Annotated in this window: 26 protein-coding genes and 1 tRNA gene; 13 read left to right on the top strand and 14 right to left on the bottom strand. The window is 64.6% G+C overall.

All coding sequences use genetic code 11. The features are described 5' to 3' along the window. Nucleotides 1-49 precede the first annotated feature (49 nt). Nucleotides 50-1,600, top strand: a complete 1,551-nt coding sequence (locus ACX9NE_RS10570; RefSeq protein ID WP_459361866.1) for a serine/threonine-protein kinase — start codon at nt 50-52, stop codon at nt 1,598-1,600. A gap of 12 nt (nt 1,601-1,612) precedes the next feature. On the opposite strand, the gene purD is transcribed toward ACX9NE_RS10570, so the two are convergent. From purD to ACX9NE_RS10605, 7 genes are all read right to left on the bottom strand, one after another. Further along, complete coding sequence (purD, locus tag ACX9NE_RS10575) at nt 1,613-2,881, bottom strand: phosphoribosylamine--glycine ligase (protein ID WP_459361865.1); 1,269 nt, start codon at nt 2,879-2,881, stop codon at nt 1,613-1,615. 107 nt (nt 2,882-2,988) lie between these two features. Further along, nucleotides 2,989-3,480 (bottom strand): 6-pyruvoyl trahydropterin synthase family protein, encoded by a 492-nt coding sequence (locus ACX9NE_RS10580; protein WP_459361864.1) that lies wholly within the window; start codon nt 3,478-3,480, stop codon nt 2,989-2,991. Between the two features lie 17 nt (nt 3,481-3,497). After that, the gene (locus ACX9NE_RS10585) at nt 3,498-3,938 is read right to left on the bottom strand and encodes a 6-pyruvoyl trahydropterin synthase family protein (protein ID WP_459361863.1); all 441 of its coding nucleotides are present in this window, start codon (nt 3,936-3,938) and stop codon (nt 3,498-3,500) included. Nucleotides 3,939-4,109: 171 nt separating this feature from the next. After that, nucleotides 4,110-4,541 (bottom strand): carboxymuconolactone decarboxylase family protein, encoded by a 432-nt coding sequence (locus tag ACX9NE_RS10590; protein ID WP_459361862.1) that lies wholly within the window; start codon nt 4,539-4,541, stop codon nt 4,110-4,112. Beyond that, nucleotides 4,541-5,401, bottom strand: coding sequence for an NAD(P)-dependent oxidoreductase (locus ACX9NE_RS10595; protein ID WP_459361861.1), 861 nt, complete (start codon nt 5,399-5,401; stop codon nt 4,541-4,543). Before ACX9NE_RS10595 ends, ACX9NE_RS10590 begins: the two co-directional genes overlap by 1 nt. Then, nucleotides 5,398-6,147, bottom strand: coding sequence for an SDR family oxidoreductase (locus ACX9NE_RS10600; protein ID WP_459361860.1), 750 nt, complete (start codon nt 6,145-6,147; stop codon nt 5,398-5,400). Before ACX9NE_RS10600 ends, ACX9NE_RS10595 begins: the two co-directional genes overlap by 4 nt. A 12-nt stretch (nt 6,148-6,159) precedes the next feature. After that, on the bottom strand, nt 6,160-7,629 hold the full coding sequence (locus ACX9NE_RS10605; protein WP_459361858.1) for an aldehyde dehydrogenase: 1,470 nt from the start codon (nt 7,627-7,629) through the stop codon (nt 6,160-6,162). A 216-nt stretch (nt 7,630-7,845) separates the two neighbouring features. On the opposite strand from ACX9NE_RS10605, the gene ACX9NE_RS10610 reads away from it, so the two are divergent. The 8 genes from ACX9NE_RS10610 (at nt 7,846) to ACX9NE_RS10645 (ending at nt 14,583) form a co-directional block, all read left to right on the top strand. Beyond that, entirely contained in the window at nt 7,846-8,472 is a 627-nt protein-coding gene (locus ACX9NE_RS10610; RefSeq protein ID WP_459361857.1) for a TetR/AcrR family transcriptional regulator, read from the top strand. Beyond that, on the top strand, nt 8,469-9,686 hold the full coding sequence (locus ACX9NE_RS10615; RefSeq protein ID WP_459361855.1) for a cytochrome P450: 1,218 nt from the start codon (nt 8,469-8,471) through the stop codon (nt 9,684-9,686). Before ACX9NE_RS10610 ends, ACX9NE_RS10615 begins: the two co-directional genes overlap by 4 nt. Next, nucleotides 9,686-10,510 carry an SDR family oxidoreductase gene (locus ACX9NE_RS10620; RefSeq protein WP_459361853.1) on the top strand — a complete coding sequence of 275 codons (825 nt, stop codon included), beginning with the start codon at nt 9,686-9,688 and terminating at the stop codon, nt 10,508-10,510. Before ACX9NE_RS10615 ends, ACX9NE_RS10620 begins: the two co-directional genes overlap by 1 nt. Continuing rightward, nucleotides 10,507-11,865 (top strand): cytochrome P450, encoded by a 1,359-nt coding sequence (locus ACX9NE_RS10625; RefSeq protein ID WP_459361851.1) that lies wholly within the window; start codon nt 10,507-10,509, stop codon nt 11,863-11,865. The genes ACX9NE_RS10620 and ACX9NE_RS10625 overlap by 4 nt, the downstream gene beginning before the upstream one ends. A gap of 5 nt (nt 11,866-11,870) precedes the next feature. Then, a complete protein-coding gene (locus ACX9NE_RS10630; RefSeq protein ID WP_459361849.1) occupies nt 11,871-12,077 on the top strand; it encodes a ferredoxin in 207 nt (68 codons plus the stop codon). After that, nucleotides 12,077-12,622, top strand: a complete 546-nt coding sequence (locus ACX9NE_RS10635) for a nuclear transport factor 2 family protein (protein WP_459361847.1) — start codon at nt 12,077-12,079, stop codon at nt 12,620-12,622. The genes ACX9NE_RS10630 and ACX9NE_RS10635 overlap by 1 nt, the downstream gene beginning before the upstream one ends. A 148-nt stretch (nt 12,623-12,770) precedes the next feature. Next, nucleotides 12,771-13,898, top strand: a complete 1,128-nt coding sequence (locus ACX9NE_RS10640; RefSeq protein WP_459361845.1) for an NDMA-dependent alcohol dehydrogenase — start codon at nt 12,771-12,773, stop codon at nt 13,896-13,898. 265 nt (nt 13,899-14,163) lie between these two features. After that, nucleotides 14,164-14,583, top strand: coding sequence for a ketosteroid isomerase family protein (locus ACX9NE_RS10645; RefSeq protein ID WP_459361843.1), 420 nt, complete (start codon nt 14,164-14,166; stop codon nt 14,581-14,583). On the opposite strand, the gene ACX9NE_RS10650 is transcribed toward ACX9NE_RS10645, so the two are convergent. Together ACX9NE_RS10650 and ACX9NE_RS10655 are read right to left on the bottom strand one after the other, a co-directional pair. Continuing rightward, nucleotides 14,584-16,026 (bottom strand): hypothetical protein, encoded by a 1,443-nt coding sequence (locus ACX9NE_RS10650; RefSeq protein ID WP_459361841.1) that lies wholly within the window; start codon nt 16,024-16,026, stop codon nt 14,584-14,586. It lies immediately after the preceding gene. A gap of 101 nt (nt 16,027-16,127) precedes the next feature. After that, nucleotides 16,128-17,045: a C1 family peptidase gene (locus tag ACX9NE_RS10655; protein WP_459361839.1), complete on the bottom strand. Its 918-nt coding sequence runs from the start codon at nt 17,043-17,045 to the stop codon at nt 16,128-16,130. Nucleotides 17,046-17,086: 41 nt separating this feature from the next. Here ACX9NE_RS10655 and ACX9NE_RS10660 point away from each other — a divergent pair, with 41 nt between their 5' ends. Then, entirely contained in the window at nt 17,087-17,491 is a 405-nt protein-coding gene (locus ACX9NE_RS10660) for an HIT family protein (RefSeq protein WP_459361837.1), read from the top strand. A gap of 78 nt (nt 17,492-17,569) precedes the next feature. Here the strand turns inward: ACX9NE_RS10660 and ACX9NE_RS10665 are convergent, their stop codons facing one another. Together ACX9NE_RS10665 and phoP are read right to left on the bottom strand one after the other, a co-directional pair. Then, on the bottom strand, nt 17,570-19,003 hold the full coding sequence (locus tag ACX9NE_RS10665) for an ATP-binding protein (RefSeq protein ID WP_459361835.1): 1,434 nt from the start codon (nt 19,001-19,003) through the stop codon (nt 17,570-17,572). A gap of 1 nt (nt 19,004) precedes the next feature. Then, nucleotides 19,005-19,730 (bottom strand): two-component system response regulator PhoP, encoded by a 726-nt coding sequence (gene phoP, locus ACX9NE_RS10670; RefSeq protein ID WP_459361833.1) that lies wholly within the window; start codon nt 19,728-19,730, stop codon nt 19,005-19,007. Nucleotides 19,731-19,890: 160 nt separating this feature from the next. Between phoP and ACX9NE_RS10675 the strand changes: the two genes are divergently transcribed. The 3 genes from ACX9NE_RS10675 (at nt 19,891) to ACX9NE_RS10685 (ending at nt 22,655) form a co-directional block, all read left to right on the top strand. Then, nucleotides 19,891-20,613, top strand: a complete 723-nt coding sequence (locus ACX9NE_RS10675; protein WP_459361831.1) for a hypothetical protein — start codon at nt 19,891-19,893, stop codon at nt 20,611-20,613. Between the two features lie 27 nt (nt 20,614-20,640). Next, nucleotides 20,641-20,712: transfer RNA gene (locus ACX9NE_RS10680), tRNA-Thr, on the top strand. Between the two features lie 230 nt (nt 20,713-20,942). Beyond that, the gene (locus tag ACX9NE_RS10685; protein ID WP_459361829.1) at nt 20,943-22,655 is read left to right on the top strand and encodes an FUSC family protein; all 1,713 of its coding nucleotides are present in this window, start codon (nt 20,943-20,945) and stop codon (nt 22,653-22,655) included. Between the two features lie 12 nt (nt 22,656-22,667). Here the strand turns inward: ACX9NE_RS10685 and ACX9NE_RS10690 are convergent, their stop codons facing one another. From ACX9NE_RS10690 to ACX9NE_RS10700, 3 genes are read right to left on the bottom strand one after another with little or no spacing between them, the layout of a single operon-like run. Beyond that, complete coding sequence (locus ACX9NE_RS10690; protein ID WP_459377721.1) at nt 22,668-23,447, bottom strand: FAD binding domain-containing protein; 780 nt, start codon at nt 23,445-23,447, stop codon at nt 22,668-22,670. Further along, nucleotides 23,438-24,031 (bottom strand): (2Fe-2S)-binding protein, encoded by a 594-nt coding sequence (locus ACX9NE_RS10695; RefSeq protein ID WP_459377723.1) that lies wholly within the window; start codon nt 24,029-24,031, stop codon nt 23,438-23,440. The genes ACX9NE_RS10690 and ACX9NE_RS10695 overlap by 10 nt, the downstream gene beginning before the upstream one ends. After that, entirely contained in the window at nt 23,949-26,240 is a 2,292-nt protein-coding gene (locus ACX9NE_RS10700) for a xanthine dehydrogenase family protein molybdopterin-binding subunit (RefSeq protein WP_459361823.1), read from the bottom strand. The genes ACX9NE_RS10695 and ACX9NE_RS10700 overlap by 83 nt, the downstream gene beginning before the upstream one ends. Nucleotides 26,241-26,351: the final 111 nt, after the last annotated feature.

Here is a 26,351-nt window from a genome sequence, read left to right on the forward strand (position 1 = left end):
GCGGGCTAGCGCCGGGGCTGCGCCCGGCATTCCTGTAATGGATGGTGCAATGATCGGCTCATCTACTGACGGGGCCGGCATCGGTGTGAATGCCGGAGATGTGTTCGCCGGGTACACAATCGACCGGCTGCTCGGCCGCGGCGGAATGGGCGAGGTGTATCTCGCCCGGCATCCACGACTGCCGCGCCGCGAGGCGCTTAAGATCCTGAACGACGACATATCTGCCGATGACGCATATCGCCAGCGCTTTGTCAGAGAGGCGGACCTGGCGGCCGGGCTGTGGCACCCGAATATCGTTCGCGTCAACGACCGTGGCGAGTTCAACGGACAGCTGTGGATTTCGATGGACTTCGTCGACGGAACCGATGCGGCGACCTTGTTGCGGGACCACTATCCGGCGGGCATGCCGGTAAAGCAGACGGCCGCCATTGTCGAGGCGATCGCAACCGCGCTCGATTACGCACATCTGCACCATGATGTTCTGCACCGCGATGTGGGTCCGGCGAACATCCTGATTTCCCATCCAGGGACCAGTGAGCAGCGGATCTTGTTGGGCGACTTCGGCATAGCGCGGAACATCGGCGATACCGGCGGCCTGACCGCGACGAACATGATGATCGGCACGTTTCCCTATGCCGCACCTGAGCAATTGACGGATGAGCCGATCGACGGTCGCGCCGACCAATACGCGCTGGCGGCCACCGCCTACCATCTGCTGACGGGAACGACCCTGTTCCCGCACACCAACCCTGCCGTGGTGATCAGCCGCCACCTCAGCGCGCCGCCGCCGAAGCTGGCGGACATCCAGCCGGCCCTCAAGGCTTTCGACCCGGTTTTCGCCATTGCGCTCGCGAAGGATCCGGCCGAGCGATTCGCCCGCTGCAGCCAATTCGCCGAAGCTTTCGCACGGGCGGCGCATGCGACAGCTCAAGACACGAATTCGGTGTGGACCATGCCCAGACCGGTAGCGGTCAGGACCCCCACGCCTGCGGCACCGGGCGCAGCGGACACCGCGATACCGCAACGCCGGCGATGGCGGATCTTTGCGGCCGCAGCAACAACGATCGCGCTCGCCGGTGTCGGTGCCGGTGACTACCAGGTGGGGAACGGCTCGGAGGTTCGCGCACCTACTGCGGCTGCGGCGCCGCCTCAGGTGGCCGCGGCGCCACCGCCCAGCGACGCGCCGCCACCGCCGTCGGTGGCGCCACCGCCCAGCGACGCGCCGGCACCGCCGTCCCCCGCACCGCCCCCCGGTTCTGTCTCCGGGCCGCCTCGCGCGTCGGTCCCCGCCGCTGTTTCCGCACCGGCCGCTCCGGTGCCGAAAGTGCCCGCCGCGCAAGCGCATCCATCGCCAGAGCGGCCGCCCGACCCGGACCAGACCTTCGTCAATATGGTGTCCGCCATCCCCGGTCTCACGGTCACCGATCCCGCCACCGCAGCCGCGACCGGCCGCGCCGTGTGCGCGAGCCTGCAGAACGGCGCAACACCCAACGATTCCGTTCAGGCAACGGTGAACGGCAACAACACCATCACCCCCGCGCAGGCCGCCGCGGGAGTCAATGCGGCGATCACCGTCTACTGTCCGCAATATCAGCAGTAGGCGGCCGCGCTGCTACAGGCGAATCTTCCCCTCGGCCGCACGCTGGCCGATGTCGGTGCGAAAATGCCCGCCTGGCAACCGGATCGAGCCCAGTATCTCGTATGCGTGGGCGCGTGCTTCGGACAGGTCGGCACCGGTACCAACGACCGACAGCACCCGGCCGCCGGAGGAGATGATCGCTCCGTCGTTACGGCGGGCGGTGCCGGCGTGCAGGACACCCTCCGCCTCGGAGCCGACGATGACGTCGCCCACCCGGGGCCTTCCGGGATAGTTCTCGGCCGCCAGCACCACCGCGACGGCGGAGCCGTCCCGCCAGCGCAACTGTTCGAAGTCGGCCAGCTTTCCGCTTCCGGCGGCGTGCAGTAGCTGGCCCAGCGGGGATTCCAGCAGGGCCAGAACCGCTTGTGTCTCCGGATCGCCGAAGCGGCAGTTGAATTCGATCACCGCCGGCCCGTTCGACGTGATCGCGAGGCCGGCGTAGAGCAGTCCACAGAACGGGCTGCCGCGCCGAACGAGTTCGGCCGCAACGGGTTCGACGACCCGCTCGACGATCTCCCGGTAGACGTCGTCGGGCAGCCACGACAGCGGCGCATATGCGCCCATCCCGCCGGTGTTGGGACCGGCGTCGCCGTCACCGACCCGCTTGAAGTCCTGCGCCGGTAGCAACGGCACCACAGTCGCGCCGTCGAGCACGCAGAACAATGAAACCTCGGGGCCGTCCAGGAACGATTCCAGCAGCACCGGATGACCCGATTCGAGCAGGCCGGCGGCATGGGCGCGGGCGGCGCCGCGATCCGCGGTGACCACCACGCCCTTGCCGGCGGCCAGCGAGTCGTCCTTGACCACCCAGGCCGGGTCACCGGACGGCGGCCCGAACCGATCGAGCGCCGCATCCAGATGCGCCGGGTTGTCCACGATTTCACTGGCCGCGGTGCGGACCCCGGCTGCGGCCATGACTTCTTTGGCGAAGGCTTTCGAACCTTCGATACGCGCCGCGTCCCTGCCGGGTCCGAAACAGACGATGCCGGCGGCACGCAGGGCGTCGGCCACCCCAAGTACGAGCGGCACCTCCGGACCGATGACAACGAGGTCGGCCTCGACCGTGCGCGCCAGGGCGACGACCTGGTCAGTAGAGGTGACGTCGACGTCGCGTTGCTCGGCCAGCCGAGCGGTGCCCGCGTTGCCAGGCGCGATGACCAATCCCGTGACCTGCGGGTCTCTGCTGAGCGCCAGCAAGAGGGCATGTTCACGGGCACCGGAGCCGATCACCAGGACGCGCACGACAGGTCACACTAGCCGCAACACCGCAACAGCAGGTTTCACGGGTTGTCCTAGAGCACGGGCAACGAGCGCTGGCGAAAGACGCAACGTCCGGCCGCGCCCTGAGCCTATCCGCCGCAGTAGGTGGCCTCGACCGTTTGTTCGCCGAGCAACTTCATCTCGGCGATGCGGAGTTGGTCGGCCAGCTGGTTCTCATCGATGACCGATTGCAGACGGTCATAGAGGTGCCGAACCAGCGCTTCGAAAGTAGGTGAGAAGTCCACGGTGCACAACTTGAGCCCGCCTTTTTTGGCGACCGCAGCGATATCGTCGTAGAGCGGGTCACTCCGATCGATCACGAACGCGTGGTCCATCTCGTCGAGTATCGGCCGAAACGCATTTACCAGCAAGTCGGTGTCGAGCAGGAAATACTGCTCATCGAGGGTGTCACCGACCAGCGTTACCGAGACGAATATCGTGTGACCGTGCAGATTCGCGCACTTGTTCGCCACCAAATCCGACGTGTAAAGCTCACTGCCACCGCGGCTCGTGCGCATATCGTGCGTCCAGGTGCGGTGGCCCATTTCAAGCCGGATAGTTTGTTTGATGGTGTAGGGCATAGTTGGCTTCCCTTCGGTTAATCCAGCCCATAACTAGCGTTGAGTGTCGAGGCGCAGTGCAGTTCCGCTCGTCTGAGTGCGCAGCCGTCGAGTTGTAGCCGGCCGCTTATTCGCTCGTAAATGTGCTGCACGAGGCCTTCGATGGTGGGGTTGAAATCCACCGTGTAGACCTTGTCCGCTATATCAGCGAGTTCACAGACTTTGAGGAACTCATCGAATATTGGATCCTTGTCCCAGATGATGAACGAGTGGTCCAAGTCATCGATGACGGGCTTGACTATTAACGCTAGATCATTGGTGTCAAAGACGGTTTTCATCCGGTCCAACTCGCCTTTGAACTCTAGTATCAGCTTCAATTGCCAGGTATGCCCGTGGATCGTTTCCTCTTTCTTGTAATTGAAACCCAACGATCGATGGCCGGCATCGAATCGAAAAGTCTTTTCAATCGTATGACCCACTGAGGTCTCCACTTCCTGAGCTCTGCAGCAATCTGCTACCTGTTTCGCCGGGTGGAACCTTAAAACACCTGCGCGCGCACGACGAGAGCAATGTCAGGAAACATTCAATCCGACTGCCACCAACGGGTGTGGTGTGCGCGTGGACCCAGCCCGCCAGCCGGCGAACCTGACCTAGTCGCCGCCGGAGTTCATCTTGAGCGCGCGCTCGACGTTGGCTTTCTTGTCTTCCGCCGCACCCTTGGCCGCCGCCCTCTTGCGTCTGGCCACGACGGTGTCTACCGCGCCGTTGAGGGCTGACCCCAGAGGGAACCCGAGATAGTGCGTGAGGAACAGCGCCATTTCCTTCAAATCGCTCTCGCTGAGCTCCTCGTTCAGCAGCGCGGCGTTGATCTGGATCTCCGCCAGGTCGCGATTGCCGATGGCGGTGACTGCGGTCAGCGTCATGATGCGCTTGTCCCGCATCGAGAGTCCCGGTCGGGACCAGATGGACCCGAACAGGTGGTCGACCGTCAGATCGAAGTAGGGGTCGCCCTCGGTATTGGGCATCTCCCAGCCGTAGACCTCGTTCATCTTCTCGAGGCCCCTTCGGCGCAGTTCGTCCATCACGCGTCCTCCTGCTCGTCGTGCGGTACCCCAAGGCCGGCAGCCAAACGCTCGAGCGCGACCTCCGCCAACGGCAGGTCCACCGATAATGACTCGCCCAAGGCTAGAGCCAGACTCAGATCCTTCTCGCCCAGTCCGCGGGTGTGCAGGAACGGCTGGTACAGGAAGTTCTCCGGATCCAGATCGTTCATGTCCTCGCGCACCATGATCGCGCCTGGGCCGCCGGTGAGCGCATCGGTGTGGCGCACCACTCGTCCCAGCGCCTGCAGGTCCAGGCCGGCCGCCTCGGCCAGCTTCATCGCTTCACACGCGGCCACGTACGAGGTGAACGTCAACATATTGCGGGCCAACTTCATTCGCGTTCCCGCACCCGGCTCACCAGCGTGGATGACCATCGACGCCCAATGCTTGAACGCTGGCTTGATCCGCTCGTAAACCTCGCGCTCGGCGCCCACCATGGTTGCGAGCTCACCCTTGGCTGCCGCGGCGGCGCCACCGCTCACCGGCGCGTCAACAATATGGATGCCTCGCGGTTTGAGTTCGGCTGCCAGCTCGACAGCGGTGGTGTCGCTGATGGTGGAGTGAATTGCAATGACCGTGCCGGGGTTGGCGTTGGCGGCCAGCTCGCCGACGACCTTCCGCACCTGGGCGTCGTTGAGCACGGTGATGTGGATGATGTCAGCGGCGGCGACGTCGGCCACGCTGTCGGCCGGGTTGGCGCCCTTTTCAACCAACGGTGTCATCGCCTCTGGTCGGATGTCGTAAACGGTTATCCCGCCCGGCCATTCGGTCATCTTCTTGGCCATCGCGGCGCCCATGTTGCCCAGGCCGACACAACCGAGCGTCAACAAGTCATTCATGATCGGAAAATCTGTCCACCGTCGACGTTGAAGATCTGCCCGGTGATCCAGGATGCCTGATCGCTCAGCAGGAACAGGCACATGCCTACCAGGTCATCGGGTGTTCCCATGCGCGACAATGGAAGTCCCTTGACGATGTCTTCGATGATCTCCTTGGGTGTCGTCGTCCGGTTGGCCTCGGTGTCGATGGGCCCGGGCGCGATCGCGTTGATCCGGATGTTCTGGCCACCCAGCTCCCGCGAAAGTTGTTGAGTGAGGCCGTTGATGCCGACCTTGGCCAGACCGTAGAAGTTGGCATACAGCCATGCCGCCGTGGACGACTGGTTGACGATTGCCCCGCCACCGCGCTTGGCCATCTTCTGGTAAACCGCACGAGTGCACCACAACGCCCCATCGAGGTTCACGCTCATGAATTTCTTGTAGTACTCCGGATCCACGGTGAGTAGGAAGTCAAGTTTCATGCCCCCGAAGATCGCCGCGTTGTTGACCAGGCAGTCGATCCCGCCGAACTCGGCCAGGGTGCGATCCGCCATCGCCTTGGCCGACGCGGGATCGGACACGTCGACGGGAATGCTGATGGCCGTTCCGCCGTCGGCGACGATCTGCTTGGCCACGGCCTGCGCCGCCTCGGCGTTGATGTCAGCGACGACGACTGCCGCACCCTCCCGGGCCAGCGCCTCCGCGTACGCCTGACCGATGCCGCCGCCGGATCCGGTGACGATGGCTACCTTCTCTTTGAATCGCACCGTGAGCTCCCTTTAATCAGCAGCTGTCGCAATGGTTTTGATTTCCAGATACTCTTCGAAGCCGGCCAGGCCCATCTCCCGTCCGTTGCCGGACTGCTTGTATCCGCCGAACGGCGCGTCCGCCGAATACCAGACACCCCCGTTGACGTTGACCGTGCCTACCCGCATCCTCGAGGCAAACCTGGCGGCCCGGTCCGGGTCCGCACTGAACACCGTTCCCGACAAGCCATATGGCGAGTCGTTGGCGATGCGCAGGGCGTCCTCATCGCCGTCGTGGGCGATCACGGTGAGCACCGGCCCGAAAATCTCCTCGCGGGCCACCCGGGCCTCGTTACCGAGACCCGCGATCACCGTCGGCTCGATGAAAAAGCCCACGTCTCGTCCCGCCGGGCGACCACCACCGCAGGCGAAGGTACCTCCCTCCGCGACCGCGGAATCGAGGTATCCCTGCACCCGGTCCCGCTGCCGCGCTGAAATCACCGGGCCGCAGACGGTTCCGGGATCGGTCGGATCACCCGGCTTGATCCCGGACATGGTTCCCGCCGCGCTCGCGACGGCTTCGTCGTAGCGTGCGCGCGGCACCACCAGTCGGGTGGTGATGGCACAGCCCTGCCCAGCATGCATGGACGCGGTGAACCCCGCCATCGCGCATGCGCCGGCCAGATCGGCGTCGTCGAGCACGACGAACGCCGACTTCCCGCCCAACTCCAGAAAAACCTTTTTGATGGTGGCGGCGGAATCGCTCATCACACTACGGCCGGTGACGGTGGATCCGGTGAACGAAATCATATCGACCCGAGGATCTTTGGCCAGCAACGCGCCGACGCTGTGATCGCTGGAGGTGACGATGTTGACCACGCCGGGCGGAAAGTCGGTGTGCTCGGCAATGAGCTCGCCGAGTACCGCTGCACACCAAGGGGTGTCGGGTGCGGGTTTCAACACAACAGTATTGCCGGCCGCCAGTGCCGGACCCAGCTTGGCGAGATTGATCTGGTGCGGGAAGTTCCACGGGGTGATGGCGCCGACGACGCCGACCGCCTCCCGGGCGATGGTGCGGCGGGTCGGAATCCCCATCGGCGCGGCCTCGCCCAAATCCCGTTTCCAGACATAGCTTTCGGCCGTGTCCGCCGCGAACGCGAGGTCGTTGACCGGACCTTCCAACTGCGCCATCGAGGTGAGCATCCGCGGCGCGCCGACCTCGGCAATCGTCAACTCTCGGAGTTCTTCGGTGTGCTGCTGCATCGCCCCGCGCAACTGACGTACGCACCGCACCCTCAATTCGGTGTTACGCGACCAGTCGGTGTCATCGAAGGCGCGTCGCGCCGCCTCAATGGCGCGGCTCATGTCCTGAGCGTCGGCGTCCGCCGCGACCCCCAGCGCCTCCTCGGTGGCCGGATTGACCGTCGGGAAGGTACCCGCATTGCCTTCAGAAAATTTTCCGTCGATGAACAGTGCACTCGCGCCGTCGGCCATCAGGGCCATTACCCACTCCCACCAAATGCGCTCAGCATCAGTCGCCGAGGACCTATCTGAATGGACAACTGTCCGAAATTGATTCCTAAACCATAGCCCGATGTGTTGCGACGGTGCAAGATCCGATCCCGCCGACCGACCCCGAGTCAACGAATATTGGCTCATGAAGTCGGGATTCACGTACAGGACTTGCTTCTCATTATCCCCATCCGCTAGCTTGGACATGTGTCCAGTGATGCTCTGGTTTCGGCTGCCGACCGGGCCGAGCACCCGACGGGTAGAACGCCGCGGAACCGCCGCCAGGAGGAAACGTTCCGCAAGGTGCTCGCCGCCGGCATGGAGACCATGCGGGAGAAGACGTATGCGGACCTGACCGTCCGGATGGTGGCGGCCAGGGCCAAGGTCGCACCGGCCACGGCTTACACCTATTTCTCGTCGAAAAACCACCTGATCGCAGAGATCTACCTGGATCTGGTCCGGCAGGTCCCCTACTTCACCGACGTCAACCTGACGATGCACACCCGGGTGGATCAGGCACTGCGGCACCTGGCGCTGGTTGTCGCCGACGAGCCCGAAGTGGGCGCGGCATGCACAGCCGCGTTGCTGGGCGGCGGTGCCGATCCTGCCGTGCGTACGGTCCGCGACCGAATCGGGGCAGAGATTCATCGTCGCATCGCCTCGGCTATCGGGCCGGGCGCTCAGACCGGAACGGTGTCTGCCCTGCAGATGGCTTTCTTCGGCGCGCTGGTGCAAGCCGGCAGTGGCCAGTTCACCTATCACGAGATCGCCGACCGATTGGCCGATGTGGTGCGCCTTATTCTGTCCGGGGCCGAAAACGGCGGTGACGCATGACGATTCACCTGGGCGATGCCGATGTGGTGCTGGACCCCTACGATTACGATTTTCACGAGGACCCCTATCCCTACTATCGGCGACTGCGCGACGAGGCGCCGATCTACCACAATGAGGCGCTGGGGTTCTGGGCGGTGTCGCGGCATGCCGACGTGCACCAGGGATTCCGCAACAGCATCACGTTGTCCAATCGTGACGGCGTATCGCTGGACCCGGTCTCCCGCGGGCCGCATGCGTCGAAGACGATGTCCTTCCTGGCGATGGACGACCCGGCCCATCTGCGGTTGCGCACCCTGGTGTCGAAAGGGTTCACGCCCAGGCGGATTCGCGAACTCGAGCCCCGGGTCACCGAACTCGCCGCGCGGCACCTCGACGTCATGCTGGAAAAGGCCGGATCCGGAACGGTCGACTTCGTTGCCGAGTTCGCCGGCAAGCTCCCGATGGACGTGATTTCGGAACTCATGGGTGTACCGATGGCCGACCGGGACGGCATCCGCGCCATGGCCGACGACGTCATGCACCGCGAGGACGGTGTCACCGACGTGCCGGCGTCGGCGATCGAGGCGTCGATCAACCTGATCGTCTACTACCAGAGCATGATCGCCGAACGCCGCAAGCAGCTGACCGATGATCTGACCTCGGCGCTACTGGCAGCCGAGATCGACGGCGACCGGCTCACCGACGAAGAAGTCCTCGGGTTCATGTTCCTGATGGTGATCGCGGGCAACGAGACGACCACCAAACTCCTTGCCAACGCCGCGTTCTGGGGACACAAGAACTCCGACCAACTGGTCCCGGTCCACTCCGACCTGACCTGGATACCGCTGTGGGTGGAGGAGACGCTGCGGTACGACACGTCCAGTCAGATCCTGGCCCGCAGCGTCTCCGGTCCGCTGGACCTGTACGACACCACGATCCCCGAGGGCGACGTGTTGCTGCTGTTGCCCGGCTCGGCCCACCGCGACGAGCGGGCGTTCGACAATCCCGACGACTTCGTGATCGGTCGCGACATCGGTTCGAAATTGTTGAGTTTCGGCAGTGGTGCCCACTTCTGCCTGGGGGCCCACCTGGCCCGGATGGAGGCGAGGGTGGCGCTGACCGAGTTGTTCAAGCGAATCCGCGGATATGAAGTCGACGAGGCCAACGCCGTCCGCGTCCACTCCAGCAATGTCCGCGGGTTCGCTCATCTGCCCGTGACGCTGGAGGTTGCCTGATGCCGCGTTTCGAACCGCACCCGGCACGTAGACCGGCGATCGTCGCGGGGGCTTCCTCGGGTATCGGTGCCGCGACCGCGATCGAGCTTGCCGCTCATGGCTTTCCGGTGGCGCTGGGGGCGCGCCGGGTGGAAAGGTGCCAGGAGATCGCCGACAAGATCCGCGCCGACGGCGGCGAGGCGATCGCCTTGCCGCTGGACGTCACCGACCCGGACTCGGTCAAAAGCTTTGTGCGCCAGGCCACCGAGCAGCTCGGTGACATCGAGGTGCTGGTCGCCGGTGCGGGCGACACCCACTTCGGCAAGCTGCACGAAATCGACAGCGACGCGTTCGAGTCGCAGCTGCAGATCCATTTGATCGGCGCCAATCGGCTCGCCACCGCGGTACTTCCCGGCATGCTGGAGCGTCAGCGTGGCGACGTGATCTTCGTGGGTTCCGACGTCGCGCTGCGGCAGCGTCCGCACATGGGCGCCTATGGGGCTGCGAAGGCCGGCCTGACCGCGATGGTCACCAATCTGCAGATGGAACTGGAGGGTACCGGTGTGCGGGCGTCGATTGTGCACCCCGGGCCGACCAAGACGGGGATGGGGTGGAGCCTGCCCGCCGAGTTGATCGGCCCGGCCCTCGAGGACTGGGCTAAGTGGGGACAGGCCCGCCACGACTACTTTCTGCGAGCCTTCGACCTGGCCCGGGCGATCACTTTTGTCGCCGAGACTCCTCGTGGCGGATTCGTGGTCAGCATGGAGCTCCAGCCCGAAGCGCCCCTGGTCGCCAACAAAGAGCGCCAGCAATTGAAAGTCGATGAAGAAGCGCTGAATTCATGAAGACCACACTGACTGTTCCGCGGGTTTCCGGCGGCGAGGCGGAACACGGCCACCTCGAAGAGTTCCGGACCGATCCGATCGGACTGATGCGGCGGGTACGCGATGAATGCGGTGACGTCGGCTGGTTCCAGCTGGCCGGCAAGCACGTCATTCTGCTCTCCGGTGCCGGCGCCAATGAGTTCTTCTTCCGATCCGCAGACGAGGAACTGGACCAGGCCGAGGCCTATCCGTTCATGACGCCGATCTTCGGCAAGGGCGTGGTGTTCGACGCCAGCCCGGAGCGGCGCAAGGAAATGCTGCACAATTCGGCGCTGCGGGGCGAGCACATGAAGGGCCACGCCGCGACCATCGAGGGTGAAGTGCGCAAGATGGTGGCCGATTGGGGCGAGGAAGGCGAAATCGACCTCCTCGACTTCTTCGCCGAGTTGACCATCTACACCTCGACCGCCTGCCTGATCGGCCTGAAGTTCCGTAACCAGCTGGACTCCCGCTTCGCGCACTTCTACCACCAGCTCGAGCGTGGCACCGACCCGTTGTGCTACGTCGACCCGTACCTGCCCATCGAGAGCTTTCGCATTCGCGACGAGGCCCGCGTAGGGCTGGTGGCGCTGGTGCAGGAGATCATGGACCAGCGTATTGCTCACCCGCCCAAGGATAAAGGCGATCGGGACATGCTCGATGTGCTGGTGTCCATCAAGGGCGACGACGGCAATCCCCGGTTCTCCGCCGACGAAATCACCGGCATGTTCATCTCGCTCATGTTTGCCGGCCATCACACCAGTTCCGGCACTTCGGCATGGACGTTGATCGAACTGATGCGCCACCCCCGGGTCTACGCCGAGGTCGTCGAAGAACTCGACGAGCTGTACGCCGACGGCCAAGAGGTGAGTTTCCATGCGCTGCGCCAGATTCCAAAGCTGGAGAACGTGCTGAAGGAGACCCTGCGGCTGCACCCGCCGTTGATCATTCTGATGCGGGTGGCTCAGGGAGAGTTCGAGGTGGAGGGATACCCGATTCACAAGGGCGACTTCGTCGCCGCGTCCCCGGCGATCTCCAACAGAATCCCGCGGGACTTTCCCGACCCCGACTCCTTCGATCCCGATCGTTACGAGAAACCCCGGCAGGAAGACCTGGTCAACCGCTGGACGTGGATTCCATTCGGTGCGGGCCGGCACCGCTGCGTCGGCGCCGCGTTCGCTCAAATGCAGATCAAGGCGATCTTCTCGGTCCTGTTGCGCGAGTACGAGTTCGAGATGGCTCAGCCCGCAGACACCTATCGCAACGACCACTCCAAGATGGTGGTGCAGCTGGCCCGGCCGGCAAAGGTGCGCTACCGCAAGCGTATTCAAGGCTGACAGCGATGGGATTCAGGATCGAAGCGGATCTGGACCTGTGCCAGGGACACGCCATGTGCGAACTCGAGGCACCACGGTACTTCCGGGTGCCCAAGCGGGGCAAGGTCGAGATCCTCGACCCCGAGCCGCCCGAAGACACCCGCGACGAGATCCAGCGGGCTGTCGGGTCCTGCCCCACCCAGGCGCTTTTCATCAAAGAGAAGGAAGACTGATGCCGTCACATCCGCGGGAAGCATTGGAAGACTGGGTCGCACGCTGGCTGGAAGCCAACCGGACCGCCGAACAAGAGGGCGATTGGAAGGGACTGGCCGACTTCTACGCCGACGACGCGACCTACGGATGGAACATCGGACCTAAAGAGGACGTGATGTGCATCGGCGTCGACGAGATCCGCGACATCGCGCTGGGCTTGGAGATGGAGGGTCTGGAGAATTGGCGGTACCCGTACCAGAAGGTGCTCATCGACGACAAGCAGGGCGAGATCGTGGGCTTCTGGAAGCAGGTGGCCATCGACTCCGACGGCGGTCAATCCGAGATCTACGGCATCGGCGGCAGCTGGTTTCGGCTCAACGCCGCCGCCAAGATCGAGTGGCAGCGTGACTTCTTCGACTTCGGCCACGTCCAAGCGCTCTACCTGGACCTGATGAAGGCCGGAAAGCTGTCCCCGGGGATGCAGCGACGAATCGAACGCAGCCTGGCCGGAGAGAAGTTGCCCGGCTACTACCCGCTGGGCGAGGCGCCCGTGCCCATCTGGTGATCCGGCCGCGAGTACCCAACCAAGCATTTGTTTTGTTAAACGCGCTATGCTGACCAGCAGGAGTGCCCTGTGGCACTCATCACCACCGTGCCGGGCATGATGGGGCCCGGCACTCTCAATTCAAAGGCGAAATGGGGTCAGGTCCACCGTGAAGACAAAAGGCGCACTGATCTGGGAATTCAACCAGCCGTGGTCCATCGAGGAGATCGAGATCGGCGACCCCGTCAAGGACGAGGTCAAGATCCAGATGGAAGCGGCCGGCATGTGCCACTCGGATCACCACCTGGTGACCGGCGGCATCCCGATGGCGGGCTTCCCCGTGCTCGGCGGCCACGAGGGCGCCGGCATCGTCACCGAGGTGGGCCCCGGCGTGGAGGACCTCGCCCCGGGCGACCACGTGGTGCTGTCCTTCATCCCGTCCTGCGGGCAGTGCCCGACCTGTCAGTCCGGCCTGCGCAACCTGTGCGACCTCGGCGCCGGACTGCTGGCCGGTGCAGCGGTCAGCGACGGCACCTTTCGCATCCAGGCCCGCGGCCAGAACGTCTTCCCGATGACGCTGCTCGGGACCTTCTCGCCGTACATGGTCGTGCACCGCAGTTCGGTGGTGAAGATCGACCCGACCGTGCCCTTCGAGGTCGCCGCGCTGGTCGGCTGCGGCGTCACCACCGGCTACGGTTCGGCGGTCCGCACCGCTGACATCCGGCCGGGCCAGGACGTCGCGATCGTCGGCGTCGGCGGGGTCGGCATGGCCGCCCTGCAGGGCGCGGTCGCCGCAGGCGCCCGCTACATCTTCGCGATCGACCCGGTGGAGTGGAAGCGCGACCAGGCGCTGAAGTTCGGCGCCACCCACGTCTACCCCGACATCAACGCGGCGCTCATGGGCATCATGGAGGTCACCTACGGGCTGATGGCCCACAAGGTGGTCGTCACCGTCGGCGAGTTGCACGGCGCCGACGTCGACAACTACCTCAACATCACCCAAAAGGGCGGCACCTGCGTGCTGACCGCCATCGGCAGCCTGCTGGACACCAATGTCAACCTGAACCTCGCGATGCTGACGCTGATGCAGAAAAACTTGCAGGGCACCATTTTCGGCGGCGGCAACCCGCAGTACGACATTCCGCAGCTGCTGTCGATGTACAAGGCCGGCAAGCTGAACCTGGACGACATGGTCACCACCCAGTACCGCCTCGAGCAGATCAACGAGGGATACCAGGATATGCTGCAGGGCAAGAACATTCGCGGCGTCATCCGCTACACGGACGCCGATCGGTAACCCTGGTCCTGAGTGACCGGCTTTCCGCATCTGTTGGCGCCCGGGGCGATTCAGCGCCTTGACGGTGTACAACCTCATGTCTGCGATGGAGACGATGCATGGCAGCCGCATAGAACCGGGCGGCCGCAGCGCGTTCGCACCTGCATCTCGGATGAAAACCGCACCGACGCAATGGAACAGTGCTTCGCTTTGGACTGTGCGGTGAATCCGCACTAACGAAAACCGCGCCCGGGCGGCGTCCGCAATCCAGAGAAAGAGAATCGCAATGACCCAAACCGCCCAGTCCCCGGCACTGATTGCCTCACAATCGTCGTGGCGCTGCGTGCAGGCCCACGACCGCGAAGGCTGGCTGGCGTTGATGGCCGAGGACGTCGTCGTGGAGGACCCGATCGGCAAATCGGTCACCAATCCGGACGGCACCGGGGTGCACGGCAAACAAGGCGTCGCGACCTTCTACGACACGAACATCGCGGCCAACCAGCTGACCATCACCTGCGAGGAGACGTTCCCCTCCAGCTCACCCAACGAGGTCGCTCATATCCTGGTGTTGCACAGTAAGTTCGAGGGCGGTTTCACCAGCGAGGTGCGCGGGGTGTTCACCTACCGCGTCAACGACGAGGGACTGATCAACAGCATGCGCGGATACTGGAACCTCGACATGATGAAATTCGAACAACCAGAGTAGCTAGCCGATACGTCCGAGTCCGGTGATATTGCCCTGCATGATCTTGTTGCCCATCAACACCATGCATGCGGTCTGAATCGGGTCGCTGAGGATGGTGGCCGACTTCGGCTGCTGGTACAGCAGACTGCCGGAATTGGGATCGATGACGGAGTAGGCGAACACATCCGCCGGCGTCGTCTGGTCGAACCCGATCCGGGTGATGGTGTAGATCAGGCCGTCGCCGGTCGACAGGTGCGGCAATGCGGCGCTGCGCACCTTGCTCTCCCACACGGTATGACACCCGGGTCCGGGACTGTCCATGTCCACCCTGGTCATGCCGCCGACGAACGGCGCCGTCGGCGGCACTGCCGGACCGGCCCCCGGTGGTACCGCCGGATAGGGATAGCCGTACGTGCTGGCGATGAACATCGAGTTGCCCGCCCCGATCGGTGAGTTCTCGCTGCCCGGCCCGCCCAACGTGAGCACGGTCTGCTGGCACAACACAGTGCCGGTACCGGACTGGTAGACCATCGCGTGCACCTGCGGGTCGGCGTTGTCCACGATTGTCACATACTCGGCGCCGGTGGGACCGAAATACGTTGGGGTGGAACCGGTTCCCCAGCTCAACTGGCCGGGCTTGCGGGCCGGGCCTCGGTCGTAGTTCTGGCTCCACAGGATTTGCGGGTTACCTCCACCGTCGAGGTTGATCTCGTAGATCGCGAAAGTCGTTGCCACCGCGATACGGTTGAGCGGCGAGGCCGAGATACTGTTGGCCACTTGCTGTCCGGCGGGCAGCTGCAAACTTGCGACGCCGCCGGCGGCTTTCGCCACGCCCACCACACCGCCGCCCGTGGCGAACCAGACGTTGCCCTGATAATCGGGGACGACGCCGACCGAACTGTCGCCCGGCGGTATGGCGGCCGACAGATCGGTGGACTGCGTGACGACCAGCTGCCAGCGACCCCGCTCGTCCTTCGCGTGCGCGACGCGTAGCAGATGATTGGTGCCGTCGATGAGCACCATCTGGTTGTTGTTGTCCAGGTAGGCGTAGACGCCCCCGAGCAGGCCGCCCTTGGCGATGTCCATGCTGGCCAGCGGGATGACTTGCGGAAGGATGCCGCCGGGATCGATCAGGTGCAGCACCGGAGACTGTGCGGCGATTGTGGTGCACAGCGCGACCACCAGGCCGTCGGTGCCCTGCGTGATCGTCGGACAGGCGGCTAGCAGCGGGAATGCGAAGATGGGTACCAGGTGTGCGCCCGGACCGGGCAAGGGTCCGGCGTCGGCGGATCCGGCGTCGTTGTGCATGGATGCCAGCCCGTTGGGCGCCATGTAGGGATTCGGCGGACCCAGCGGACCGAAAGCGTCCGCGGCCCGCGCGGGCGCCAGGGCGGGAACCACGGAGACCGCACATGCGGCAAGCACTGCCATTGGAATAGCCAGCAGTGCTTTGGGAAAACGCACCAATGTCGCCTCCCGGGAATTGGGTCACATCGGATTCTGGCGACGAATAAGAACGACACGGCAACGGTGCGTTAACGATTCGGCTGCACCGACTCGCTGCGCTATGCCGGGTCGGGTATGTACACCCCGGTTCCCTGCGCCATCTTGGCCAGAGTCTCGTAGGCCATCCACATGAATCCCTGATCACCCCAACGCTTTCCGAAGCTGTTCTGAATGCGCACCGCGCCGCTGTTCCTGGCGTCGTCGTAGCCGGTGATGATCATGACGTGCCCGGCTTTCTTGCCGGACGCGTTGAGCATCCACTGCCCGTTGCCGACGTACGGCGTCGGGGTGCCGCGATAATGCGGGAAGTCGCTGTAGAGGTTGACGCCGAAGGCGACCGGCAGGCCGGTGGCGATCACGGTCTTCAGATTGTTCAGGCCGTCGTTACCGGTGATCCGGATCAACTTGTGCTCGGGGATATGGAACAACGGATCCGGGTCGATGGTGCGCGCCCCGTAGTCGGTCCAGTTGGCCTCACATGAGGTGGTGGATTTGCGCCTGCCGATGTTGGGTGCCGCCGCCAGCGACGGCGTTCCGCCGTTGGTTTGCAACCAATTCAGGCACTTGACCATTTGGCCGCCCTTACATGTGTTCGCGTCCAGCTTGTTCGCCAGCTGATACCGGATATAGGCGTAGTCGGGGCCGGCCCGGCGCGCCGGGGTGCTGGGCGGTGTGCCTGTCCTGCGAGCGGCGTAGAAGGTGGCCAATCCGTACACGGTGGCCCACACGAAACAATTCGGCATGGTCTGCCGGCCCACGGGCGGCAACCACTCCGTGTTCACCGTCGCCGTCGCGGGCAGCCGACCGAGCGGCTTGGGCGTCTCGGGGGCTCCGGGCTCGGTGACGTCGGAATCGTAGCCGTAGGAGGTCAGCTCGTACGGCTCGTCGTCGTCGGCCCCGCACGCCGGCAGCGCCGCTGCGAGGGCGCCGGCCGCTGCCAGCACGAGCACCTTGCGTCGCGCGATCCGTACCTGCACGCCGATGACCTTATTGCGTGAGCCCCACATATGCTGGGGCAATGGCGTCGATCTTCACCAAGATCATCAACCGTGAAATCCCCGGCCGCTTCGTCTACGAAGACGACGACGTCGTCGCTTTTCTGACGATCGAGCCGATGACGCAAGGTCACACCCTGGTGGTGCCGCGTGCGGAGATCGATCAATGGCAGAACGTGGACCCGCCGGCTTTCGCCCGCGTCATGGAGGTGAGCCAACTGATCGGCAAGGCCGTGACCAGGGCGTTCTCCGCTGACCGCGCCGGCGTGATCATCGCCGGACTGGAGGTGCCGCACCTGCACGTCCATGTTTTTCCCGCACGCAACCTCAGCGATTTCGGCTTCGCCCAGGTCGACCGCAATCCGTCGCCGGAGTCGTTGGACGAGGCCCAGGCCAAGATCAAGGCGGCGCTGGCCGAGTTGGCGTGACTTTGTCGCTGCCAGGCAGTCGCGCGCGGGGTTGGCGGTCGCCCGTTTGCCCACCTGGCAGCGACAGCCTGGCGCCTCTCAGCCGACCTGAGCCGGCACGTCGCTGACACGCGGCAGGGCCACCCGAAAGCAGCAGCCCTCGCCGGGCGCGGTGGTGACCGTGACGCTGCCGCCATGCGCTTTCACCAGCGAGTCGACGATCGACAAACCAAGGCCGGTGCCGCCGCTGGCTCGCGCGCGCGAGGAATCGGTGCGGTAGAAGCGCTCGAAGATGCGATCCGCATCCTGCTGGCTCATGCCGGGTCCCTGGTCGGCGATCTCGAGTACCGCATCATCACCGGCGGTGCCGACACGAATGGTGACATCGGCGGTCACCGGCGTGTGCTGGATTGCGTTGGCTACCAGGTTGCTGAGCACCTGCCGCAGCCGCGGTTCGTCGCCCAGCACCTCCGGAGTACCGGGGCCGTCGAAGACCTCCATGGCGATGGTGCGGCTGGGGTCGATGGCGCGGCCGTCGTGTACGGCGTCACTGGCCAGCGCCAGCAGGTCCACCCGGTTGTGTTCCAATGGTCGCTGCACATCCAGGCGCGCCAGCAACAGCAGGTCGTCGACCAGCAAACCCATTCGGCTGGCTTCGCTTTCGATCCGCGACAGCAGCATCGAGACATCGCGCGCCGCGCCCTGCCGGTACAGTTCGGCGAATCCCCGGATGGTGGTCAACGGGGTGCGCAATTCATGACTGGCGTCGGTGATGAACCGGCGCATCCGTTCCTCCGAGCCGCGCGCCGTTTCGGCCGACGCTTCCGAGGCAGCCAGCGCTTCCTGGATCTGCGACAGCATTCCGTTGAGCGCCAACGAAAGCCGGCCGACTTCGGTCCGGGGATCGCGTTGGGTGATGCGGCGGTCGAGTTGGCCCGCGGCGATCGCGGCGGCGGTCTGCTCGACTTCGGCCAGTGGCCGCAGGCTGCGGTGCACCACCACGAAGCTGGCGATTCCGACCACGACCAGAACCGCCGTCCCGATACCGGCCTGCAACCACACCAGCGACCGGACAGTGTGGTCGACATCGGACAGGTCGATGGCCACCGTCGTGATGCCGCCCTGCGGCCCGCGCACGGTCACCGCGCGCCATTGGATATCGGAGTCGCTGACCGAGGGCAGCGTCGTCGGATTCGGACCGACGTCGTTGTTGGCCGGCAACGCGGGTTCGGCGTTGCGGTCATTGATCGCGGTCATCGTGTGGCCGTCAGGACTGATCGCCCGCACGTAGAACTTCGACGGCGGCCGGGCCGGATCAAAGCCCTGCCCGTTGGAGGTGGTGTGCCGCCACGGGGCCTGCGCCCAGGTGCGGGTGGCATCCATCAGGGTCGAGTCGATGCGGCTGACGAGGCTGTGGCGCAGGATGGACGTCACCGCCACGCCCGAGGCCAGCAGCCCACACAACACCAGCACCAGGGTGGCCGCGACCAGACCTACCCGTAGCGGCACTCCCCGGCGATACCGTTCGGTCATTTCAGCGAGGTTCGCGCAACACGTAGCCCACGCCACGCAGCGTATGCAATAACCGCTTCTCCCCGGTGTCGATCTTGCGGCGCAGATATGAAACGTACGACTCGACGACGTTCACGTCGCCGCCGAAGTCGTAGCGCCAGACATGGTCCAGGATTTTCGGCTTGCTCAGCACGGTGCCCGCGTTGATCACGAAGTAGCGCAGCAGGGTGAACTCGGTGGGCGACAGGGACACCGGTTGGCCGGCCTTCCACACTTCGTGGGTTTCCTCGTCGAGTTCGATGTCGGCGAACGTCAGCCGGGCGTTGCGGGGCTCGTTGCTGCTGCCTTTGCCGGCGCGCCGCAGGATCACCCGCAGCCGGGCGACCACCTCTTCGAGACTGAAGGGTTTCGTGACGTAGTCGTCGCCGCCCAGGGTCAGCCCGGCGATCTTGTCCTGCAACGAGTCGCGGGCCGTCAAGAACAACGCCGGGGCATCGATACCGTCGGCACGCAGTCGGCGCAGTACCCCGAACCCGTCCATTCCGGGCATCATCACGTCGAGGATCACCGCGTCCGGCCGGGCCTCGCGGGCCCGGTCGAGGGCCTGGGCACCGTTGGTCGCGGTGATGACCTCGAATCCCTGGAACTTCAGGCTCACCGAAAGCAGTTCGACGATGTTCGCCTCGTCGTCGACGACGAGGATGCGCGCCTCGGGTTGAGTCGCCTCGCCGGGGTGTCCCATAGTCATCGTCACTCTCCTGACCCGAACTTGAGTACTAGCTTCAAACTCATTGAAAACTTCCTGAAAGGTCGTTGCAAGTAATCTGCTAGCAGTCTGCCAGGTGTCGCAGCGTTGGCTGGGACCCGCGCGGTGTTGTTCGTGGCTGAGTCGCGCATAGACTCGAAAGATGGACCTCGGCAAAACGCTGGTCGCGCTGGCTACCGCTCCGGCGCGAACCGGTCTGGCCGCCGCGGAGGCGAGCCTGAATCTTGCCGGTGCTGCGGTGGGCCTGGCCAAGCAGGCTTTGATCGATCCCAGCAGCGCGAGTGGTTCGAATGCGATGGCGAACATGCTCGGCATCGACGACGCGCTGGCTCGGGCCAATCGGTTGGCGCGGCTGTTGGACGACGACATGCCGCTGGGACGCGCGGTGGCGCCCAATGGTCCGATGGACCGGATGCTGCGCCCCGGCGGGGTGGTCGATCTGCTGACCGCCGAAGGCGGGCTGATCGACCGCCTGACTGCCGAAGGTGGTGGGTTGCATCGGGCCCTGCAGCCGGGTGGCCTGGCCGACCAGCTGATGGGCGCCGACGGGATGATCGAGCGGGTGCTGGCCGAGGACGGGCTGGCCGACAAGCTGCTTTCCGAAGGGGGACTCATCGACACCCTGACGGCCAAGAACGGTCCGCTGGAGCAGCTGGCCGACGTGGCCGACACCCTGGCGCGCCTGGCGCCCGGGATGGAAGCGCTGGAACCCGCGATCGCCACACTGCAGGACGCGGTCATCTCGCTCACCATGGTGGTCAACCCATTGAGCAACATCGCCGACCGGATACCGCTGCCGGGGCGCCGGCCACGTTCCTCATCGCGACCGGTGCGCTCGCAGCGGATCGTCGAAGGCGAGCCGTGACCAGTTAGGCTGGCACGGGTTTCACCGGCCTCCTTAGCTCAGTGGTAGAGCACTCGCCTTGTAAGCGAGCGGTCGTCAGTTCAATCCTGACAGGGGGCTCTGAGTTCGTACTGAGCTGAGCGTCGCGCAGCATGGCGGTGCGAGTCGACACTCCAACGGCCGGAGAGCCCGTACGATGCGGTCCGTGGTCTGCCTCACGACCGGGTCTGCGTGCGATTCAATCGAGGAACAGTGTTAGCTAAGCTGCGAGAACAGCAACCGGAGCTCGCTCGGCGACGCCTTCTTGGGCGACGCGACGCTGGTTGCCACCGCCGGGAGCGCGCTTCCTAGTGAGCTCCTACCTTTCGGCGCTCTGCCGCAGCGCGGTCGGTGCGCTGCGGCCGTCCAACGCTCGCTGGGCTTTGGGCCCGGCCGCGTGGGCAGTGGCCACTGCTGCGCTGATCGCCGGTACCAGCTTGCTCGTCGGCAATCTCCGATTCCTGGGCCTGGCGTTCCTCGGTGCAGCTTGCGCGGTGAGCTTCCTGTCCACCGGCTTGTACCGCGCACGTTGGTGGGCGGTGACGGCACAGGCGATCGGGGGGGCGCTGGGAATCAGCGCGGGTGCCGTGCTGTGGCCCGGTTCGGCCGCCGCGCTGGTCATGACGGCCGCCGGTGCCGGTGCGATCTCGGGAATGGTGGGTGGAATAGGCCCTAGTGCAACAGCTTTCGCGATGATGTTGTCCGTCGGCGTAGCGTTCGGTCAATTCGGGGGATCACCGCTGCCCTGGCCCCAGCAGGTGGTCTGGTACCTGATCGGATCGGCGCTTGCGGCTGTCGGGGTTTTGGTCTCGTGGGCGTTACGTCGGGACGAGCCGGAACGCCGCGAGGCGGCCGCGTTGTTCGATGCGGCCGCTGACCTTTGCGAGGCCATCGGGACCGAACAGGCGACTTCGGCTCGGGCGCGGCTGGCCGCCGCATCGGCGCGCGTGCGTCCGATGCGAGATCGTCGGCGTTCGGACCTCGTGGCACTCGCGGCGGCCACACTCTATGCGCAACGGCGGCCGGTGCCGAAACCGGCAGTTGCCGCGATCCGACTGGCCGGCAGCCAAGTTCGCGCCGGCCAACCCATTTCGGTTGAATTCACGGCCGTTGATGACCCGGGACTCATGGCGTTGGCGGATGCGCTGAGCAACCAACCGGTTCGACCGGGAACCCCGCTGCCCGCGGCTCGCCGCTTTTCGTCGCTGCTCCGCACAGCCACGTCGGAGACCGCACTGGCCAACGGTGCACGGATCGGCCTGTGCCAAGCGGTGGCTACCGGCATCACAGTCGCCATGCACCAACCCGAGCACTCGTTCTGGCTGCCGTTGACCAGCGCGGTGATCGTACGACCGGAATATGCGTCGATTTTCGTGCGTACGGTGAACCGGATAGTCGGGACGCTGCTTGGCGCGTTGATGGCGACGGCTTTTCTTGCCGTCTATTCCTCCGGGTTTCCCGTAGTGGTGGCGGCCGCCCTGATGATGGGGTTCGCCGTACTCGCCGCGCCGAAACTGTACGCACTCAGCGTCATCGGCATTACCAGTGCGGCGTTGCTGTCACAATCGATCGGTCAGCCGGATCCGGTGGCTCCGGGAATCCGCTTGGTCGACACCATCATCGGCGCCGCTGTCGCGGTCGTATTCGGTTATCTGGTGTGGCCTGGCGCCAGGCGCTTGCCCGGCTCCGCCAGGCTGACGTTGGCGTTGGCCGCGGCCCGCGGTTACCTCGAAGAGGCGGTGAAACCGGCACCCGAACGGCGGCGCTATCAGGCCGTTCGTGACGATGCCTATCAGCTCGCCCACCGGGTCCGCGATGCGGCGCAGGCCGCCGTCCTCGAACCGCCACCGGTGAATACTGTTGCGTTACAGATCATCCCGTTCGCCATGGAAATGGAGGACACTGTGGACGCCATCACCGCGGTCGGAGCAGCGGTCAACGGAGGTGGCGATTGTGGCCCGCTGATAGACGACGTGAACCGGCGACTGGCGGGTATCGAACGCGCCGCGTCGTACCCACGGTAGGCCGACTGCTGATCACGACTGCAGAAACTGTGCTGCGCGTGCAGTCAGCGTCTTGACCAGGTGAGCCCGATAGGGGTCGGTACCTGCGGCCTGCCAAGTGATATCTCGCAACGAATCGGCTCGCAACTTCCGAGCCAGCATCTCCTCAGCCTCCTGCCACCTCGTCACACCTGAGGCCAGCCCGCTGATCGCGACCCTGAATCCAGAGTCGCTCTGAGCAACCAAAACACCTACGAGCGCACTGTGAGCGCGGCGATCAGGGAGTCGTACATACGCAGACTTGCGCGGGACAGGAAATGTCAGCGACACGACAATTTCACTATCAGCAAGGGCCGTCGTGAACGGTCCCCGGAAGAATTCCTGTGCTGGAATCCGGCGCCGGTCGGTGACAATCGTTGCATCCAATCCGACACATACGGCCGGATAGTCGCCGGCCGGATCGTTGAGGGCCAGTGAGCCGCCGATGGTCGCGCGGTTTCGCACCTGCGGATCAGCGATCTCGGTCGTCATCCACGCAAGTGATGGAATCGATTGACGAACAAGGATACTGCTGTTGATCTGAGTGTGAGTGGCCATTGCGCCGACGTGCAGTCGACCATCGACGACCGCGATGCTTCGCAGGCTGGTTACCGCGTCCAGGTCGACCAGATCAACCGAACTGCCTGGATCTCTGCTCAACGCGGGAATCAGTGTTTGGCCGCCGGCCAAGACGAGACCGCCGGTGGCGGAGAGCAACCGAACAGCTTCGCCGATACTACTGGGACGGTGGTAAACCCAGGTGCTCAACGCCAACGTCCATCCGCGGACTCACCGGCCATCGCCCTGGCAGCCTCAGCGATCGCCGAGACTATGCTGCGATAACCCGTGCAGCGGCATAAGTTCCCGGAGATGCCTTCGCGGATGACGCGGTCCGGCAAAGACGCCTCGGAGCGGGACACCAGATCGACTGCCGCCATGATCATTCCGGCAGTGCAGTACCCACATTGCACCGCGCCGTGCCGAATGAAGGCATCCTGCAAGGGGTGTAGCGAGTCCGCTTCCGACAAGCCTTCAATGGTAGCGATCTCCGATCCCGCGGCCTGCACGGCCAGGACGGTGCATGACTTCACCGCTGAACGGTCCATCAGCACCGTACACGCCCCGCAGACGGCCGTATCACATCCGATCGCGGCGCCAGTGAGTCCCAGCTGACCACGCAGAACATCGGTCAAGCGATCACGGGGGGCAACGCTAAGCTCGTATCGCTTGCCGTTGACCGACAATCTGATGACATGAGTCTTTTGCGGCGCAGGGTCATTCATGGATTGTCCTCCATACGGCATCCGGACGGGCTGGCATTTGGAGGTGGTCTGCCGCCGAATAATTGCGCAAAGCATCGGCGATGGCGTTCATCACCGCGGGAGGCGCTGCGGCCGTTCCGGATTCGCCACATCCTTTAGCCCCCAGCACGTTGGCCGCTGAGGGCAGTCCGTTGTCAACCCACTCAACTTCGGGAAACTCTGTTGCGATTGGTGGAGAGTAGGCTGCTCCCAAGCGATTTGAGATGCCGATCAGATCCTCGCAACTGGGCGCGCGCTCGATCAGAGCCTGCGCAATGCCGTGTGCGACGCCTCCCTGCACTTGTCCGCGCACCGCCCGCTCGTTGACGACACAGCCGAAGTCGTCGACGGCGACGTAGCGAATCACATTGACCCAACCCGTGTCCGGGTCGATCTCCAGCTCGCACGCATGGCAGCCGTTGGCGAAGCTGCCTTTCTGCAACGTGGCCTCCGAGGTGCCATCAAGTATGCCCGGCCATTGCCAGGCGACGTCGGGGATGGAACAGGCGAGCAATTCACCATCACCGGCATCGGCCACGAAAATCCCTTCGCGGTATCCCACCGCTTTCACGTCAACGCCCCACTTGTCGGCCAGTACCTTCTTGCCCCGCTCCACCACATCGGAGATGGCGCGATCCAGAGCGTTCGTGGACGTCAGCAGAGACTTCGATCCACCCGTGCCCGCACCCACCGTTGCGATGGAACTGTCTCCTTCTCGCACGCTGATACGCTCGGGATCCACCCCGAGTCGCTCTGCGGCCAACTGCTGCAGCGGAACGCTGTGGTCTTGTCCACTGGACTGGGTCCCCACCACGATGTCGAGGTAGCCGTCATCGGAAAAGCGCAACGAGGCACATTCGACCGGAAAGCCTCCCGCATTGACAGCCGCGGCGACCTGCAGGCCACCGTTGGCCTCTACATAGTTGGCGAAACCGAAGCCCCGTAGCCGTCCCCGACGAGCGGACTCCTCTCGACGCGCAGCGAAACCGGCCCGGTCAGCAACATCAAGACAGCGAACCTGGTTGTCCAGGAAACGCCCACCGTCGATGACGAGTCCGGTGGTGGCGACGAAGGGCTTGGTCTGCGTGCCCGGAAGATTCCGGGCACGCAGATCTGCCGGGTCGATATGCAGCTCGCGTGCGGCCCGGTCGATCAAGCGTTCCAGGACGTACGTCGCCTCGGGGCGGCCTGCGCCGCGGAAAGCGTCAACCGGCACGTTGTTCGTGAATACCGCACGAACCGAAATTTCCACGGCTTGGAAGCGGTAGGCGCCAGTCTGCACCGGCGCACCGACTCCGGTCGCCGTCATTGGAGCCAGCTGAGACAAGTAGGCACCCAGATCCACAGTGGGGTGCACAGATAACGCCAGAAACCGCCCTTCCTTATCCAAAGCGATCGCCGCATGGGTTAGGTGTCCCCGCCCCTGCGTGTCGGACAGAAAGGCCTCTGAACGTGTCGCGGTCCAACGGACCGGCCGCCGCAGCCGGCGTGCACTTTCCAACACGAGTGCATGTTCGGGATATGCGTAGATCTTCGCGCCGAATCCGCCGCCGACATTGGGAGTCACCACCCGAAGCCGCTGCGCGTCACGGTTGAAAGCCTTCGCCAGCACATTGCGGACCAAGTGCACCCCTTGGGTATTCGCCAGCAACGTCATGGTGTCGGTATGCGCGTCGTAAAGGCCGACCGCCGCACGCGGTTCGATTGGGTAAGGAACAAGCCGCGGTGATTCCAGCATCATTCGCACCACGTGATCAGCGGACCCGAACAGCTCCCGGCATGCCTCCGCGTCCCCGAAACGCCAGTTGAAGCACACGTCGTCGGGAGCGTCTGGCCAAATGGCCACCTCCATTCTGGGTGAGGAGACGTCGGATCGGTACGGCAGCGGCTCGTAGTCGACGTCGACGAGGGCAGCAGCGACAGCGGCTTGGCGCGAGGTTTCCGCGACGACAAACGCGACGCCATCACCGACGTGGCGCACCCGGTCTACCGCCAATACGGCTCGGTCCGCATCCACCCGCGGCGTTCCGTCATGGGACCGCAGCGGGATGATGCAGCCCAGCGGGCGGATTGAGGCTGCAATGTCGTCGCCGGTGATGACAGCGAGAACGCCTGGCGCACACGCTGCTTGCGAGGCGTCGATGCGGCGGATTCTGGCATGGGGCCACGGCGAGCGGACCACGCAACCGTGCGCCGCACCGTCGAATCGCATGGCGTCCACGAACCTGCCGGCGCCGCGAATGAAGTGTTCTTCAATGCGGTCCACCGGGCCCAAGCTCCGAGCATCCCAACCGGGGCCCATCGAATACTCCGCTTCCATCAACTCACGCACCGGCCAGCACACCGAGGAGAATAGTCAAACCCAAAAGCTGCAACG

It is taken from the genome of Mycobacterium sp. ML4 (assembly GCF_054515735.1).

Coding starts and splice junctions, on each gene's coding strand:
- ACX9NE_RS10645 (WP_459361843.1), top strand. CDS start 14,164: ATGACCCAAACCGCCCAGTCCCCGGCACTGATTGCCTCACAATCGTCG.
- ACX9NE_RS10590 (WP_459361862.1), bottom strand. CDS start 4,541: ATGGACGAACTGCGCCGAAGGGGCCTCGAGAAGATGAACGAGGTCTAC.
- ACX9NE_RS10570 (WP_459361866.1), top strand. CDS start 50: ATGATCGGCTCATCTACTGACGGGGCCGGCATCGGTGTGAATGCCGGA.
- ACX9NE_RS10625 (WP_459361851.1), top strand. CDS start 10,507: ATGAAGACCACACTGACTGTTCCGCGGGTTTCCGGCGGCGAGGCGGAA.
- ACX9NE_RS10665 (WP_459361835.1), bottom strand. CDS start 19,003: ATGACCGAACGGTATCGCCGGGGAGTGCCGCTACGGGTAGGTCTGGTC.
- ACX9NE_RS10605 (WP_459361858.1), bottom strand. CDS start 7,629: ATGGCCCTGATGGCCGACGGCGCGAGTGCACTGTTCATCGACGGAAAA.
- ACX9NE_RS10580 (WP_459361864.1), bottom strand. CDS start 3,480: ATGCCCTACACCATCAAACAAACTATCCGGCTTGAAATGGGCCACCGC.
- phoP (WP_459361833.1), bottom strand. CDS start 19,730: ATGACTATGGGACACCCCGGCGAGGCGACTCAACCCGAGGCGCGCATC.
- ACX9NE_RS10595 (WP_459361861.1), bottom strand. CDS start 5,401: ATGAATGACTTGTTGACGCTCGGTTGTGTCGGCCTGGGCAACATGGGC.
- ACX9NE_RS10620 (WP_459361853.1), top strand. CDS start 9,686: ATGCCGCGTTTCGAACCGCACCCGGCACGTAGACCGGCGATCGTCGCG.
- ACX9NE_RS10615 (WP_459361855.1), top strand. CDS start 8,469: ATGACGATTCACCTGGGCGATGCCGATGTGGTGCTGGACCCCTACGAT.
- ACX9NE_RS10660 (WP_459361837.1), top strand. CDS start 17,087: ATGGCGTCGATCTTCACCAAGATCATCAACCGTGAAATCCCCGGCCGC.
- ACX9NE_RS10695 (WP_459377723.1), bottom strand. CDS start 24,031: ATGCTTTGCGCAATTATTCGGCGGCAGACCACCTCCAAATGCCAGCCC.
- ACX9NE_RS10630 (WP_459361849.1), top strand. CDS start 11,871: ATGGGATTCAGGATCGAAGCGGATCTGGACCTGTGCCAGGGACACGCC.
- ACX9NE_RS10635 (WP_459361847.1), top strand. CDS start 12,077: ATGCCGTCACATCCGCGGGAAGCATTGGAAGACTGGGTCGCACGCTGG.
- ACX9NE_RS10675 (WP_459361831.1), top strand. CDS start 19,891: ATGGACCTCGGCAAAACGCTGGTCGCGCTGGCTACCGCTCCGGCGCGA.